General features: G+C 69.5%; 15 protein-coding genes. 11 read left to right on the top strand and 4 right to left on the bottom strand.

Annotation, left to right across the window (positions count from 1 at the left end; all coding sequences use genetic code 11):
* Window positions 1–5: 5 nt before the first annotated feature.
* The gene (locus RI138_RS02370; protein ID WP_311118562.1) at window positions 6–869 is read left to right on the top strand and encodes a universal stress protein; all 864 of its coding nucleotides are present in this window, start codon (window positions 6–8) and stop codon (window positions 867–869) included.
* 172 nt (window positions 870–1,041) lie between these two features.
* On the opposite strand, the gene RI138_RS02365 is transcribed toward RI138_RS02370, so the two are convergent.
* From RI138_RS02365 to RI138_RS02350, 4 genes are all read right to left on the bottom strand, one after another.
* Window positions 1,042–1,401, bottom strand: coding sequence for a sortase domain-containing protein (locus RI138_RS02365; RefSeq protein ID WP_398864192.1), 360 nt, complete (start codon window positions 1,399–1,401; stop codon window positions 1,042–1,044).
* 558 nt (window positions 1,402–1,959) lie between these two features.
* Window positions 1,960–2,415, bottom strand: coding sequence for a cyclic nucleotide-binding domain-containing protein (locus tag RI138_RS02360; protein ID WP_096626805.1), 456 nt, complete (start codon window positions 2,413–2,415; stop codon window positions 1,960–1,962).
* 350 nt (window positions 2,416–2,765) lie between these two features.
* Window positions 2,766–3,941 carry a cation:proton antiporter gene (locus RI138_RS02355; RefSeq protein WP_096626806.1) on the bottom strand — a complete coding sequence of 392 codons (1,176 nt, stop codon included), beginning with the start codon at window positions 3,939–3,941 and terminating at the stop codon, window positions 2,766–2,768.
* A gap of 4 nt (window positions 3,942–3,945) precedes the next feature.
* Window positions 3,946–4,425 (bottom strand): cation:proton antiporter regulatory subunit, encoded by a 480-nt coding sequence (locus RI138_RS02350; RefSeq protein ID WP_311118560.1) that lies wholly within the window; start codon window positions 4,423–4,425, stop codon window positions 3,946–3,948.
* Between the two features lie 357 nt (window positions 4,426–4,782).
* Here RI138_RS02350 and RI138_RS02345 point away from each other — a divergent pair, with 357 nt between their 5' ends.
* The 10 genes from RI138_RS02345 to RI138_RS02305 all read left to right on the top strand — a co-directional run bounded on the left by RI138_RS02345 (window position 4,783) and on the right by RI138_RS02305 (window position 14,557).
* The gene (locus RI138_RS02345) at window positions 4,783–5,700 is read left to right on the top strand and encodes a universal stress protein (RefSeq protein ID WP_311122790.1); all 918 of its coding nucleotides are present in this window, start codon (window positions 4,783–4,785) and stop codon (window positions 5,698–5,700) included.
* Between the two features lie 251 nt (window positions 5,701–5,951).
* Window positions 5,952–6,833, top strand: coding sequence for a universal stress protein (locus RI138_RS02340; protein ID WP_311118559.1), 882 nt, complete (start codon window positions 5,952–5,954; stop codon window positions 6,831–6,833).
* A complete protein-coding gene (locus tag RI138_RS02335; RefSeq protein WP_311118558.1) occupies window positions 6,742–7,317 on the top strand; it encodes a cation-transporting P-type ATPase in 576 nt (191 codons plus the stop codon). Before RI138_RS02340 ends, RI138_RS02335 begins: the two co-directional genes overlap by 92 nt.
* A gap of 485 nt (window positions 7,318–7,802) precedes the next feature.
* The gene (locus tag RI138_RS02330; RefSeq protein WP_311118557.1) at window positions 7,803–8,438 is read left to right on the top strand and encodes a hypothetical protein; all 636 of its coding nucleotides are present in this window, start codon (window positions 7,803–7,805) and stop codon (window positions 8,436–8,438) included.
* A 104-nt stretch (window positions 8,439–8,542) separates the two neighbouring features.
* Window positions 8,543–9,073: an ANTAR domain-containing protein gene (locus RI138_RS02325; RefSeq protein ID WP_311118556.1), complete on the top strand. Its 531-nt coding sequence runs from the start codon at window positions 8,543–8,545 to the stop codon at window positions 9,071–9,073.
* A gap of 251 nt (window positions 9,074–9,324) precedes the next feature.
* Window positions 9,325–10,368, top strand: coding sequence for a fatty acid desaturase family protein (locus tag RI138_RS02320; protein WP_311118555.1), 1,044 nt, complete (start codon window positions 9,325–9,327; stop codon window positions 10,366–10,368).
* Between the two features lie 906 nt (window positions 10,369–11,274).
* On the top strand, window positions 11,275–11,667 hold the full coding sequence (locus RI138_RS32335; protein ID WP_398862193.1) for an STAS domain-containing protein: 393 nt from the start codon (window positions 11,275–11,277) through the stop codon (window positions 11,665–11,667).
* A gap of 25 nt (window positions 11,668–11,692) precedes the next feature.
* Window positions 11,693–12,412 (top strand): ANTAR domain-containing protein, encoded by a 720-nt coding sequence (locus tag RI138_RS02315; RefSeq protein ID WP_311118554.1) that lies wholly within the window; start codon window positions 11,693–11,695, stop codon window positions 12,410–12,412.
* Window positions 12,409–13,146: a GAF and ANTAR domain-containing protein gene (locus RI138_RS02310; RefSeq protein ID WP_103419419.1), complete on the top strand. Its 738-nt coding sequence runs from the start codon at window positions 12,409–12,411 to the stop codon at window positions 13,144–13,146. The genes RI138_RS02315 and RI138_RS02310 overlap by 4 nt, the downstream gene beginning before the upstream one ends.
* A 550-nt stretch (window positions 13,147–13,696) precedes the next feature.
* Complete coding sequence (locus RI138_RS02305; protein WP_311118553.1) at window positions 13,697–14,557, top strand: SigB/SigF/SigG family RNA polymerase sigma factor; 861 nt, start codon at window positions 13,697–13,699, stop codon at window positions 14,555–14,557.
* The last annotated feature ends 37 nt before the right edge of the window (window positions 14,558–14,594 follow it).

Here is a 14,594-nt window from a genome sequence, read left to right as displayed (position 1 = left end):
GAGCGATGAACCTGCCTCTGATCGTCGGCGTCGACGGCTCCGAGCCCAGCCTGCGGGCCGTCGACTGGGCGGCCGACGAGGCCGCCCTGCGCCGGGTGCCTCTGCGGATCGTGTACGCCTCCCTGTGGGAGCGTTACGAAGGGCCCGCACTCGCGCCGGAGGTGGGCAGCACGTCCCGGCGTGTCGCCGCGGAGGACATCCTCGCGCCCGCGGCCAAGCGGGCGCTGCGCCATCATGCCGAGCTGCCCGTGACGACCGCCAACGTGCTGGAGGAGCCTGAGCACGCCCTCGTGCGCGAAGGCCGCGACGCGTCCGCCGTGGTCGTGGGCACCCGTGGACGCAGCGGTCTCGCCGATCTGCTCCTGGGCTCCGTCAGCCTGACCGTGGCCGCACAAGCGCACTGCCCGGTGATCGTGATCCGCGGCAACCACAGCAACCGCGCTGTCGGCGGGGGCCGGGACCACATCGTCGTCGGAGTGGCCGATGCGCCGACAGCGGCCGTGCGCTTCGCCTACGCCGAGGCGAAGCGGCGCGGTGTCGCGTTGGAGGCGGTACGGGCGTGGCGGTGCCCCATGCACGAGACGGTCGACCACCCTCTGCTCACGGGTGGTCCCGAGCGCCTGCACGAGGAAGAGGCGGCCAAGGAGCTGGAGGAAGCTCTCGCCGACGCTCCCGTGGAGGTTCGGTTGCGGCGGCGCACAGCGGAGGGCCCCGCCCACAGGGTCCTCCTGGCCGCCTCGCGAGACGCCGGCCTCCTCGTCGTCGGCCGACGACGCCCCGGCCGCCTGGGGCCCCGTCTGGGACGGGTCGCCCACACGGTCCTGCACCACTCCGGCTGCCCTGTCGTGGTCGTGCCGGAATCGGAGTGAGGGGGAGGTTCCGAGGCGGGACGGCGGGGAGAGTGCATCGGCTTCTGCCAGGCGGTGGCGTGCCCCCGTTCACCCGCGACACACGGGTGCAGCGACGACCGGAGCGCCCGCGGTGACGGGACAGCTGGACTGCCGGGCTGTGAGGGAGTCGCTGGACGGTGCCCCGGGGCGCTCAAGGACCGCGGTCGGTCCGGTCAGCGGCCGACGTTGCGGGCTCTGCGGTCAGCACGAGGTCGGAACGGTAGGTGCGGCGGTCGCTGTCCCAGTCAGCGCAGGTGATCAACGTCAGTGTGGGGGTCATGGCCGGGCCGTAGGCGCGGTGGGAGGGGAAGTCGTCCTTGGCCCACACCTTCATCGCGGTGACGTCGAAGTGAGCGGTGGTCCCGTCCCGGCGGAGAATCATCATCCGGGACCCCTTGCGCAGGGCGCCCAGGCCGTAGAAGGCGGCGGGGCCGGAGCGTGAGTCCAGGTGGCCCACGACGACGGCGTCTTCGTTCCGCAGACTCTTGGCGGTTTCGTCGTTGACCGTGATGGTGCGGTGGCAGGTGTACGAGGCGCCCTTGGGGAAGCGGTCGGCCGTGCGGACCGAGTGGTCGGCCCCGGTGTCGCCGGTGGCGTGAGCGAGGCGCCGATCCTGCCGTAGAGGGGCAGGCCGTCGGTCGTGTTGAGCCTGAGCTGTCCGTTGTGCTGCCTGGCCGCGCAGGCCGGCGGGCGCTGGCCCTTGGCCCCGATGTGGAAGTGCTGGGCGTGCGGGGCGTCTGCGCCATCCCGGACGCGCATTCGGGGGGCCGGTGGAAGTGCCGCTGAGCCCTTGCCGGCGGGGCGCCGTGCATGTCCGGGCGGTGCACGGTCCTTGCTGAAGGCGGGGGTCGGCTCTTGTTCGGTACGGGCGGAACGTCCGCTCGCGCAGGTGGAGCCTGGGGAGTGTCGGCAGTCATGCCGTGAGCAACGACGCCTTGTAGGGGCGTGGTTGTTCAGCAGGAGATGCTCCATCGACCGGGACCGAGGTGGTCCGCCGGTCGACCGGCGGACCACTCACTGCTCGCCTTGTGCGAGGCACGGGACGTCCGGCGGCGTGCGAAGGGCGTGCTCACGCTCCGGCTTCGTCGCCGCGATGAGCGTTCGGGTTGAGCAGCCGCTCTCGTGTCGCCCGGAGTCGGCATGCGACCACCGAGCCGACCCAGACGGCGATCGAGCGCCCGAACTCCGCGTCCGCGGCACACATGGCCCGTACTGTAGCCGCGTCGAACTCCCAGGCGCGCACCTGACTCAAAGCCTGGGCGCCCAACTGCCACCGGTAGGGCGGAAAGTGCCAGGACCATCCGAGAAGCTCCTCATGGCCCAGAGAATCGATGGTCGGGGCCGACTGCCCGAGGGCTTGCGAGTCGAGGGCGACCGTGCCGCTCCGGATCACCCAGAACCGGTCTGCGGGCTCGCCCTCCACAAGCAGACGGGCGCCCGGCTCGAAAACGGCTTCCCGGGCCGTGCGCATCAGCCGGTTCCGGTGTGCGGTCGGCAGGGCCGCGGTCATCATGGTGGTGATCATCGTGCCGGTTCCCTTCTTCCTCCGACGGCTGTCCGGCCTTGGCATGCTGCCGGTCGGAATCGCATGCGCCTATGTCGAGGACTCTTGACTCAGACTGCCCCCAGCAGGGGGTATGAGCGATGTGCCGATCGGCCCCGTTGGGGAGCCGTCCGGCCTCACTGGACTGCCGGGTTGTACCGCGCGCCCCCAGGAGCAGCGCCGGACGAGGGAGAAGCGCGGGATTCAGCTTTGCGGTGGCCTGCTCCGAAGGGCCGGGCGCCCGGCCCTGGGCCGCGTGCTGTCGCAGGCTCATACGGTGGTACTTCGAGGCTGGACGCCAACCTCATGGGGGCGTGGTGCCGTCTGGCGGATCAGGACACCGGTGTGCTGCGGCGTGGTGAGCGCCTCGCATCGGAGGGGCGCGGTCCCGTGAAGCGGGTGATGACGGGGCCGGCCACGGCGAGCAGGAGGACATAGGCGGCCACCAGGGCGCCGAGCCGGTCATGCCCGGTGCCCATGAGGCCGATGATGACGATGGAGAACTCACCCCGGGCGATGAGCGCGGTTCCTGCCCGCAACCGTCCTCGGCGTCCCACTCCTTCGCGGCGCGCCGCGTACCAACCGGACGCCACCTTGGTCGCGGCGGTGACCACGGCCAGGAGCAGGGCGACCGGAAGTACCGGCAGCAGCGAGTCCGGTGGAATGGACAGGCCGATGGCGAGAAAGAACACGGCGGCGAACAGGTCTCGCAGCGGACTCAGTACCTTCCGCGCCCGGTCGGCCGCTTCACCCGTGAGGGAGAGCCCGACCAGGAAGGCGCCGACCGCCGCCGAGACGTGGACGGCCTCCGCGAGGGCCGCGACCACCAGTGTCACGCCCAGGACGCGCAGCAGCAGCTGCTCCGCGTCGGGGTGCGACAGCAGTCGTCCAAGGTGATGCCCCCACCAGTAGGACAGGGTGAGCGCGGCCGCCACCGCGCCCAGGGCCAGCAGCACCCCGAGCAGAGCCTGCTGCCATGTGCCTCCGGCGGCCACGACGGCGAGCAGCGGAAGGTACGCGGCCATCGCGAAATCCTCCAGCACCAGCACGGACAGTACTGCCGGGGTCTCGCGGTTGCTCATCCTCCGCAGGTCGCCCAGGAGCCGGGCGATGATGCCCGAGGAGGAGATGTAGGTCACGCCGGCGAGCGCGAGGACGCCTCCTGCGTCCAGCCCGAACAACCATCCCGCCACCGCGCCGGGGGTCGCGTTCAGTACGAGGTCGACCCATGCCGAGGGCAGGTGGCGACGCAGGCTGACCGTGAACTCCGGCACGGTGAAATCGAGACCGAGCACCAGCAGTAGAAGAACGACGCCGATGCCCGCGCCGGTCTCCACGAAGGAGCCGGCTGCTGGGACGGGGGCGATTCCTCCCTCGCCCAGCGCCAGGCCCGCCAGGAGATACAGCGGGACCGGGGACAGCGCGAAGCGTCGCGCCAGCGTGCCGAGCAGACTCAGGAAGGTGAGGATGATGCCCAGCTCCAGCAGCAGGGCGACCGAGATATGCACCCGCTCAGCCCCGGACGAGCTGTTCCACTGCGGCGATTCCCTCGCGGGTCCCGATCACCACCAGTACGTCCCCCGCACTGAGGACCTTCTCCGGCCCGGGGGACGGGATGACCTCCTCACCGCGGACGATCGCCACGATCGACGCTCCCGTCCGCGTCCGTGCCCTGGATTCTCCCAGTGGGCGGCCGACGAACGGGGTGCCTGCGGGCACCTCGACCTGCCCGGCGCTGAGCCCGGGCACCTCTTTGGTCAGATCCGCGAACCGCTCGGCGATGCGCGGCGCGCCCAGGATCTCGGCGAGGACGTCGGCCTCCTCGCCGGTGAGCCGGAACACGGCCCGTGCCTGATCCGGGTCCCCCTCTCCGTAGACCGCCAGCTCGAAGTCGCCCGAGCGCCGTGCGACCACACCGACCTTGTCGCCCTCCAGATTGACGAACTCGTAGAGGAGTCCCACACCTGGCAGTAGCACTTCGTTGACGTCCACGTGCACTCATCCCATCCGCCGTTACTTGGTTGTCGTGCGGCTCGGTACCCGACCGCCGCGCCCTAGGTATTCGGCACCCGAGGACAACAGCTCAAGTTCCGGCCTCGGCCGCGGAGTCCCACAGGGCACTCTTCCCCGCCTTGTGCTGGGGCCGGCAGGGTCCGAACGGCCCCGGACGGAGGGCCGGACGGGCCCCCGTACGACAACTGGCTCCGGCCGGGTTGCCGGAGCTGTCGTGTCGGACGAGCGTGGCGGGCCGGTCGGCCCTGAAAGTGGCCCACAGGCCCCATGGCAGGGAGAGCACGTGTCGGGTGAGCTGGGAGACGAGAGTCAGGCGGTCCGTACGTAGGAGGCATGATGAGCGGTCTGGTGGCTGTGGGTGTGGACGGGTCGGAGTCGAGTTTCGCCGCGGTGGAGGCGGCGGCTCGGGAGGCGCGGGCGCGCGGGGCAGGGCTGCGGGTGGTGCACGCGCTGGTCTGGCCGGTGACGTACGTGCTTCCTCACCCTTCTCCGGGAGGCGCGTCGCCGTTGGGGCCGCCGCCGATGGATCCGTCGGAGGACGGGCTTCGGAAGATGGCCGGGGGTCTGGTGGCCGAGGCGGTCGGGCGGGCGCAGGCGGTGGCGCCGGATGTCGAGGTCAGCCACGCCGTGGTGACCGGCGAGCCTCTGACCGTCCTGGAGGCGGAGTCCCGCGCGGCCGAGCTGGTCGTGGTGGGGTCCCGGGGGTTGGGCGGGTTCGTCGGGCTGCTGGCTGGGTCGACGGCGGTGCACCTCGTGGCACACGGGCGGTGTCCGGTGCTGGTGGTTCGCGAGCAGCCCTTCGTGGACGGTCCGGTCGTGCTGGGCGTCGACGGCTCGGCCGCGGGCGCACCGGCGGTCGATTTCGCCTTCGCCACGGCGGAGCGGCGGAAGGCCCCCCTGGTGGCCCTGCACGCCTGGACGACGTGGAACGCGCCACTGCCCGCTCCACAGGACGCTTCCGCTCCGTACGCCAACCCACCGGGCGCTCTCGCCGAGGAGGAGGAAACACTGCTGTCCGAGGCGCTCGCGGGCTACCGGGCACGGTATCCGGACGTGGTGGTGGAGCGCCGGGTGGTGCACGGCCGAACGCGCGAGGCTCTGATCGACGCGAGCCGCTCCGCACAGCTGATGGTGGTCGGCGCTCGAGGGCGCGGCGGGTTCGCCGGACTGCTGCTCGGCTCGGTCAGCCAGGCCGTGCTGCACCACGCCCACTGCCCGGTCGCGGTGGTGCGGGCGGCAGGCGCGCGGCACTGACCACGCTCCGGCGCGGGGCCGGCCAGCGCGTTCCGGGGGGCTGACGCGGACTGCGGAGCAGACGGTGATGACGCCGCGGGGCATGTGCGCGCAGAGCGGGCGCCCTGCTCGGTCGCGACGACATCAGGGCCGCCTTCAGGACCGAGTGGTCCTGAAGGCGGCCCGTTGGTCCCTGGGCGCAATGGATGGGCTGCGACAAGGATGAGCGTCAAGGAGCCGCGCATCGGCCGCGCCCAGGACGGGAGACTGCAATGACTGATCCGGTGATCGTAGGGGTGGATGGTTCCGTTTCAAGCCTTGAGGCGGTCGACGCGGCGGCTCGTGAGGCGCGCCTGCGTGGTGCCCCACTGCGGATCGTGCACGCATTCGGCCATGCGCCCGGACACCGACCGGCCGGCGGGCCGCCGTGGAGCCCGGCCGACTACGGTCTGGAGCCGATGGCCCGGGGAGTGCTGGCCGATGCCGAGGAACGGGCCCACGCGGCGGCACCGGGCGTGGCCGTGACCCGGTCGGTGGTGGCGGGGGAGCCGTTGGAGGTGATGGAGATCGAATCGAGGTCGGCTTCCTTGGCCGTCGTCGGCAGCCGGGGACTGAGCGGGTTCTCGGGGTTGCTGCTGGGCTCGACGGCGGTGCATCTGGCCGCGCACGGCCGTTGCCCGCTGATGGTGGTGCGAGGCCGCACCGAGCCGTCCGGAGCGGTGCTGCTGGCCGTCGACGGCTCCGATGCCGGCGGTGCGGCGGTGGAGTTCGCGTTCGCCGAGGCCGCTCTGCGCGGGGCTCCGCTGGTGGCCCTGCACGTCTGGAACACCTGGAGCGAGCGCGCCTACGAAGGCCCCGGCGACCCCCTCAACGCCATGGTGGTGGACATCGAACGGCTCCAAGAGGCCGAACAGCGTCTGTTGGACGAGACGGTCGCGCCCTGGCAGAAGGTCTTTCCCCGCGTCACGGTGGAGCGGCGGCTGGAGCGTGCCCGGATCCGCCCGGCCCTGCTGGACGCCAGCAGCGACGCCCAACTGGTCGTCGTCGGCGCCCGGGGACGCGGTGGTTTCACCGGCCTGCTGCTCGGCTCCGTCAGCCAGGCTCTGCTGCACCACGCCCACTGCCCCGTCACCGTGGTCCGCGGCCAGGGGTGACCGTGCCTCAGCAGACCACGACCGAGAGCAGCGCTCTGCCGGTGCCGGGGGCCCGCAGCCGGATGCGCACCAATGCGACGCCGCTGACGTGGCCGGCTCGCTCGCAGTGGTTACGGCACGTGGCCTGACCACTGCGGACGCCGAACGACGGGCCGACGCCTGGGGCGCCAACGAACTGGCCGAACCGGTCCGCCGGCCGCAGTGGTTGCGCCTGCTGGACCAGTTCCGCAGCTGGCTGATCGGTATCCCTGGCGAGCGGTGCGAGAACGGTCGGGTCGTTCGGAGGCGCGGAGTACGAGGCACCATCGAACCGCCGACTCTGGAGGCTGAAGAAGTGGCAGGGAGAATCGGCACGGTCACGGTGGTCCTGGGGCCCTTGCCCTTCTCAATCCCACCGGGATCGGCCAGGCGGTGCGTGCGCTTGCCCACTCGTGCGTGCACGACTTCCTCGGGTGGGCCGCAGTCGTGTCGGCGGCTCTCCTGACAGCTCCGGTCGGTCGACCGTGACGCCCGTCTGACGCTCCGGGCGCCCACGCGCTGCACGAGCAGTCCAAGAATGCCCTCTGACCTGCTGTTTCTTACGGTGGGCGAAAGCTGGCGTATTCGAAGAACGAGGCGCCGGGAAGGGCGGTCACAGTCTCCTTGTCGGTGTTGATCAGGCCGGGTTCGACCCCGCTATCTCGTGCGGAGCCGCATGGCGTGGAGTGTGGGGCGGGCGTAGCGTGAACCGGGGGCGAGGTACTGCATGTGGGGGTTTGCGTGCATCATTCCGACTTGCCGGGAGGTAGCGGCATGGTACGGAGTATCCGCAACACCATAGGAATCATCTTGGCAGTCGTCGGCGCTGCCGCGGCCCTCTGGGCGCCATTTCGCAGTTGGTACAACGGTCGGGTCGGACACGACTTCCGAGTCTGGGAACTCTTCACCGGAGCGGGCGTGACGGACTCGGGCGCGGGACTGTTCGCATCCATGTTCCTGCCCCTCCTGGTCGGCGCGGTGCTCGCGGTTCTCGGAGTGGTGTTCCGATCGCGACTGCTGGTCCTCACCGCCGGAATCATCACCCTCGGGTTCGCCATCCTTTGGATGGTGCGACAAGGGCAGGCTGAAGGCAGTCTGACGGTCACGGGCGACAGCGACGGGCTCGGCAGCGGAGTGGGGCTCGCCCTGCTCGGTGGTCTCCTCATGCTGACCGGCGCGGCCGTGATGGGTGGCCGTGAGCGCAGGGCCGTGCGCAAGGCGCGCGACGAGCAGGACCAGCAGGAGCGGAACGTGTTGGACCACGAGGACCGGGACAGTCGCGGCGCCGAGGCCGCGCGCCCGTACGACATGGCCGCCCGGGACCAGGAGACACGGGACGTGGCCGGTGCCGGTTCCGCCCGCCGTACCCCATCGGGAGAGGGCGGTCCACCGCAGCGCATGGTCCGGCGGCCGGAGCAACAGGCGTCGGCACCGCGCGGTCTGCCGGTTCCGGCCAGGGACTCGGACAGCGGTGATCGAGGGCGCGAGGGTTCCGACCGTACGCAGTACGAGCAGAACGATGCGGCCGGTCGTTCCCACGACTCGAAGAAGGGCCGCTCGGGAGGGTCAGACGGGTCGCAGTGGTGACAGGCTCAGGAGGCGTCCAAGAGAGCTGACGAATCCAGCACGGCCACCGCCGCCCCCTGGTCGGCACGGCAGTCATGTGAGACGGTGAAAGAAGTATCCGGACCATGGGCAGCAGTTTTTCCTGCTGTCCACGGTTGGTTGAACAGACATCAGCGCGTGCGAGCTCTCGAAATCTCGCATGCAGCCGCGCCAGCACCCCAGCCCCCGGTGCGCGCCGCTCGATCATTTTGGGGGCCACGCCCGTGCGACCGTCTACGAACTCCAGGGAAGACCACGAGCGGGACGCTGTGGTCTCCCGAGAGCCGCAAGGCGCCGAGCAGGAAGTACTCCATCTTCGCCGCGAGGTGGACGGGCTGAGACGAGCACTCCAGACCCGCCCCATGATCGACGTGGCGCTCGGCATGGTGATGGCGACCGAGGGATGCTCGTTGGACGAGGCCTGGCTGATCATGGTGAATTCCTCCCAGCGAACCAACACCAAGCTCCACACGCTCGCACTGCGCCTCACGGAAAGTTCCGCGAGCCCGATATCGCCCGGGTTTTCGCACAGCGCGCCGCCTGCCTGGTCCCGCAGTGACGAGGCCGACGGCGAGAACGCGGCGGCGCCGGATCGCGTCAACCCAGTGGCGACATGACTCCGGCGCATTCACCACAATGGGGGCGGAGCAGGAGAAGACTGCTCGAGTAGCCACCGAATCGCGCACGGCGGATCGCGTCCGCTATGAGAGCGGACGAACCGAAGAGAATTCCCCACCCGGAGCGAGCCAACACGCCCCACAAACCACCGTTCGACCGACACTGGTCACGTTCTTGGCTCTTCCCTCGAACCGCGGTGGACCGCCCAACAGCGGCATGCCCGGGTGCTGGCCAAGAGAGGTTCGCGTTTATGGCTGCACAAGTCTTCGTCCGCCCCGAGCGGACGACCGGGAGTGATTTCGCCCGGCTGTCGAAGAAGATCGCCGACCACGGTCTGATGACCCGGCGCCCCGGCTACTACGCGGCCCGCATCGCGGCCGTGACCGCACTCTACGCAGGAGGCTGGACGGCCTTCGTCCTCGTCGGCGCCAGCTGGTGGACCCTGGCCGTCGCCGCGTTCCTGGCCGCGACCTTCGGCCAAGTAGCCCTACTGGCCCATGACATCGCCCACCGTCAGGTGTTCCGGCTGCGCAAGGCCAGCGAGATGGGGGGAAGGATCGCCGCGAACATCGGCATCGGCATGGGATACGGCTGGTGGCAGAACAAGCACACCCGCCACCACGCCAATCCCAACCACGACGAACTCGACCCCGACATCGAACCCGACCTGATCGTCTGGTCCCAGGGCCAGGCCCGCTCGGCCCAGGGGCTGCCCCGCCTGATCGGCCGCTTGCAGGCCTATCTGTTCTTCCCCCTCCTCACTCTGGAGGCGTTCAACCTGCACGTGGCGGGTGTCCGGGCGCTGGCAGACCGCTCGCTCAAGCACAGGCCACTGGAGGGAGCGCTGCTCATCGGTCACTTCGCGGTCTACCTGACCGCACTGTTCCTGGTGCTGCCGCCCGGCATGGCGATTGCCTTCCTCGCCGTTCAGCAGTGCCTCTTCGGTGTGTATCTCGGCTCGGTCTTCGCCCCCAACCACAAGGGCATGCCGATCCTGACAGGAAAGGACCGCCCGGACTTCCTGCGCCGCCAGGTCCTCACCTCACGCAACGTCCGGGGCAACTGGTTCACCGACATCGCGCTGGGGGGACTGAACTACCAGATCGAACACCACCTCTTCCCGAGCATGCCCAGCCCTAACCTGCGCAGAGCACAGATCATCGTGCGGCACTACTGTGACGAGCTGAGCGTTTCCTATCTGGAGACGGGCTTGACCACCTCGTACGGGCAGGCGCTCCGCAGCCTCCACGAGGCGGGCGCCCCACTGCGCCGCACCCCGGCCGCCGCTTCCTGAGCGCCGCTCCTCCGTACCCTCCGGGCGGGACGGGGGAGCAGCGCCCGGGCAGGTGACGTCCACGTAACAGCCACAGCGTGATCCGGCATCTCCCGGTCATCGGCCTACGGGGGTAGCCCTCCGCTGCGACAGGGCCTAGCCTGAGCACCGCGCCCCTGCCCCCGGCCGTTTCTGACCTTACGGCCGAAAACAGGTGGAGATCATGGCGCACCACAGCCCCGCCCAGTCGCCCCGCAGCAGTCCTCCCAGCGGTGTGCCGGAGGTCCGGCGGGTGCGAGCGCGAGAGGCGCTGGTCGACTACGACTGCCACGGTGACGTCCTCTTCTCCCTGGCTCTCCTTCTGTGCCGGGACGTCGACCTGGCCGCCGACGCAGTCGTCGCCACACTGACCCTGGTGGACGGGACGCCATCCGAGCCTTGTCCGAACGGGGCGCGGCGTCAGCACCTCGCGGCGGACCTGTGGAACCGGTGCGCGCGTGTTCCCGACGGGCGGCTACCGGAACCTGCTCCGTACCTTCGGTCGCACCGGAACCGACCGTCCCGCGAACGGGACCAGCCCGAGCAGTGCTTGGTTGTGCTCGGGCTCGTCCTGTTCGGCGCTCACACCTATGGGCAGGCTGCCGCGCTGATCGGTCTGCCGGCCTCTTCGGCCGCTGTGCAGTCGCGAGCCCTCCTGCACCACGCCGCGAGCGTAGCCAGCCACCGCTGGACGTAAGAGGCACGGGCCCCGATACCGGGTTGCCCACCGTGGTCTTGGGGGCCGCAGAGGGCAACCGGAGTCGGCAGCGCCGTGGCCACGGAAGGCCTCCTCACCACGGCGCTGCCACGTATAACCCGACCGGGCGTTCACCCAGGGCCGTTCCACCAGGCCAGCCCCGACCAACAGGCTCGAAGCGAGGATGGCTGATGCAGACTCCACCACTCCTCCACGTCGACCGGCGCCAGGAGGAAACGCGCACCGTCATTGTTCTGGCCGGGGCGATGGACAGGGACTCCGTCCCCGTGTTCACCGCGGCGATGGCTGAGGTCTCGCGTGCCGGGGCCGCGGCCGTTCACGTGGATCTGAGCGCCGTCGCGTTCTGCGACTGCGGTGGACTCACCGCTCTCCTCACGGCAGCTCAGGACAGTCGGACGGAGGGGCGGAAGTTTCAGGCGCATGCTCCGTCCCCGGCAGTCCTTCGCCTGTTCACCCTGACCGGCACCGTCGGCATTCTTCTTGGGCCGGGGTTCCGCACCTCCGGTCCGGACGAGACCGCCGCGAAGCGCTTCGAAGATCGATCCCCTGCCCCGCCGGTATGATGGGGAGTCCGAAAGGTGGCCGCCTGTGCTCAGCCCCGAGATGACCCGGATCCTTCGGGCCCTCCACACGGACGTCGGGCCGGGGCTGGACGTCGGCTGTGTAGCGGTTCTCGGCATGGACCACCTCGTGGTGTCCTTGGTGGTCGAAGGGCACATCACGGAACAGTTGTGGTCCTCCGACTCCGTGGGTGCCTCGTTCGAGGACCTCCAGTTCACCTTGGGCCAGGGCCCCGGCCCGGATGCCCTTCGCACCAGCCAGACGGCGGCGGAACACGATGTGACAGCGTTGGGAGCGGCACGATGGCCCACCCTCGTTCCGGCGATGGCCCATCTGCCGATCGGGGCCGTGTTCTGCCTCCCGCTGGCCCTCGGCGGCATCTCCGTCGGCGTCCTCACCGCACTTCGCGCGTCCCCCGGGCCCATGAGCGGCCAGGAGATGGATGACGCCCTCGGTCTCGCAGCAGCCCTCACCCTCCAGTTCCTCGGCGGGGCAGGAACGCGAGGCGAGACCTGGTTCGACGCGCAGCCGGACGGAGAGCTGCACCGTGCTGTCGTCCACCAGGCCACCGGCATGCTCAGTGTCCAGCTCGACCTTCCGCTCGGCGAGGCACTGCTCCGCCTGCGCGCGTACACCTACAGCCACGACCGTTCCATCATCGAAGCCGCCGAAGACGTCGTCTCCCGGCGGCTCCGACTCGACGACGACCGTCCGGAACCCGAATCATCCAAGGAGACGAGGGGATGACATCCATGTCCCGCGAGCAACAGGTGTCAACAGTATTCGTGCAGGTCGCGGACTCCCTCATCGATGACTTCGACCTCATCGAATTCCTTGAGGGGCTGTGCGCCCACTGCGTCAGTCTGCTCGACGTCTCCGCGGTCGGCATTCTCCTCGCCAACGAAAAGGGGCTCCTGCATACGATCGCCGCGTCGGACCAGAACACGCACCTGCTGGAACTCTTCGCCATACAGCACGACGAAGGCCCCTGCCTCGACTGCTACCGCGCCGGCGACGCACGCATCAACATCGACCTGCACGATCCCGTGGCCAACGAGAACTGGCCCGCGTTCGCAGACCAGGCCCGGCGCAGCGGCTTCCAGACGAGCCACGTCTTTCCTCTTCGCTTGCGTGACCGCGCCGTGGGGGCGATGAACCTCTTCCACACCGGCCGGCAGTCGCTGACCCCCCAGGACGCTTCACTCGCCCAGGCGCTCGCGGACGTCGCGACGATCGCCATTCTCCAACAGCGCGACCTCGGACAGGAGCAGTTGGAGAAGACACAACTGCAACGCGCCCTGTCCAGTCGCATCGTCATCGAGCAGGCCAAGGGGATCCTCGCCGAACGCTGGAACGCCACTCCCGACGCGGCGTACGACGCTCTGCGCACCTATGCCCGAGCACGCCGACTACGCATCTCCGACTGCGCCCGCCACATCATCGACCAGACCCTCGACACCGACGAGATCCCGCACGTCTAGCATCCTGCGGACGTGCACCGTCCCTTGCGCCGGATCCTGATCGCCGCCGTCCAGGGTGTCATCTTCGCCGTGGACAAGGCCATGGTCGAGCGCACCGACGCGCAGCCACCCGACGCCTGACGGGGACCTGGCCGGGCTGACGGGCCACGGGGCGGCCCCGGGCAACCGCCAGCCGCCTCGGGCCTGTTCACGATGCCCTCCTCGACGGGGTCGGCCCGGGGGGAGCTTCGGCGGTGCGGTAACCGCTATGACCGCGAAGGTGTTTGGGCCCGCCGATCGGGGACAGACGCTGGTTCGGCGTGCTTAGGCAGACAGGCACACACTCACGGGAGCGGCTTCTCCGGCCATCCTGAGGTGTCCTAGTCATGGCCCTCCCGTGCTGTACACGATAGGCAGCCATCGGGAGATGCGAATGCGTAGCACATCGCAACACCCTCGGATTTCCGCCGACGCTCCGGAAAATAGGCCGCGGGCGCTGTCAGGCACGACAGACGCACAACTGCGTGCGCGCGGGGTCTTCATGTCAGAGTCGACGGCCGGGGATCCGACCATGCCGATATCCGCGGAGGCTCCGGCCGCGATCGCCGTCATCGCTCCGGCGACGCTTCCGCGGATCGAGGAACCCGGGAAGATCGCCCCGAAGGACGCACGGGGGCTGGGGTCCCTGTTCTTCGAGCAGTTGCAGGTGCTCGAAGAGGGCACACCGGAGCACCAGTACGCCCGGAACACGCTGATCGAGATCAATCTGTCCCTGGTGCATTTCTCGGCTAGGCGATTTCGCAACCGTGGCAGCGGTGAGATGGAGGACATCGTCCAGGTCGGCACGATCGGGCTGATCAAGGCGATCGACCGCTTCGAGCTCAGCCGTGAAGTGAAGTTCACCTCCTTCGCCATCCCCTACATCGTCGGGGAGATCAAGAGGTTCTTCCGCGACTCCACCTGGGCCGTCCACGTGCCGCGCCGTCTGCAGGAGCTTCGCGTCACCTTGGCCAAGACCCGTGAAGAACTCGCCGGCCGGCTCGATCGCGACCCCAGCGTCGCCGAACTCGCCCAGTACCTGGACCTCACCGCGGAAGAGGTCATAGAGGGCCTCATCGCCTCCAACGGCTACACCGCCGGCTCCCTGGACCTGCCCATCGGCGCCGAACACAACGGATCCGAGACCGTCACCTACGGAGATGTGAAGGGCGACGTCGATCCGGCCATGGAACTGGTCGAGAACCTCCACGCGCTGGCGCCGCTGCTGGAGGATCTCGACGACCGGGACCGCGAGATCGTAGCCATGCGCTTCGGCCAGGAGATGACCCAGGCCCAGATCGGTGAGTATCTCGGCATCTCCCAGATGCAGGTCTCCCGACTCCTGACCCGCCTGCTGGCCAAGCTCCGCAGGGGCATGCTCAGCCAGTACTGAGCATGGTCAGCCCTCACCGGTACGAAAGTGGCTGCCC

This window comes from Streptomyces durocortorensis (assembly GCF_031760065.1).
Lineage (GTDB): Bacteria > Actinomycetota > Actinomycetes > Streptomycetales > Streptomycetaceae > Streptomyces.
The sequence above is the reverse complement of the archived record's forward strand: the minus strand, read 5'-3'. Positions and strand labels throughout refer to the sequence as shown.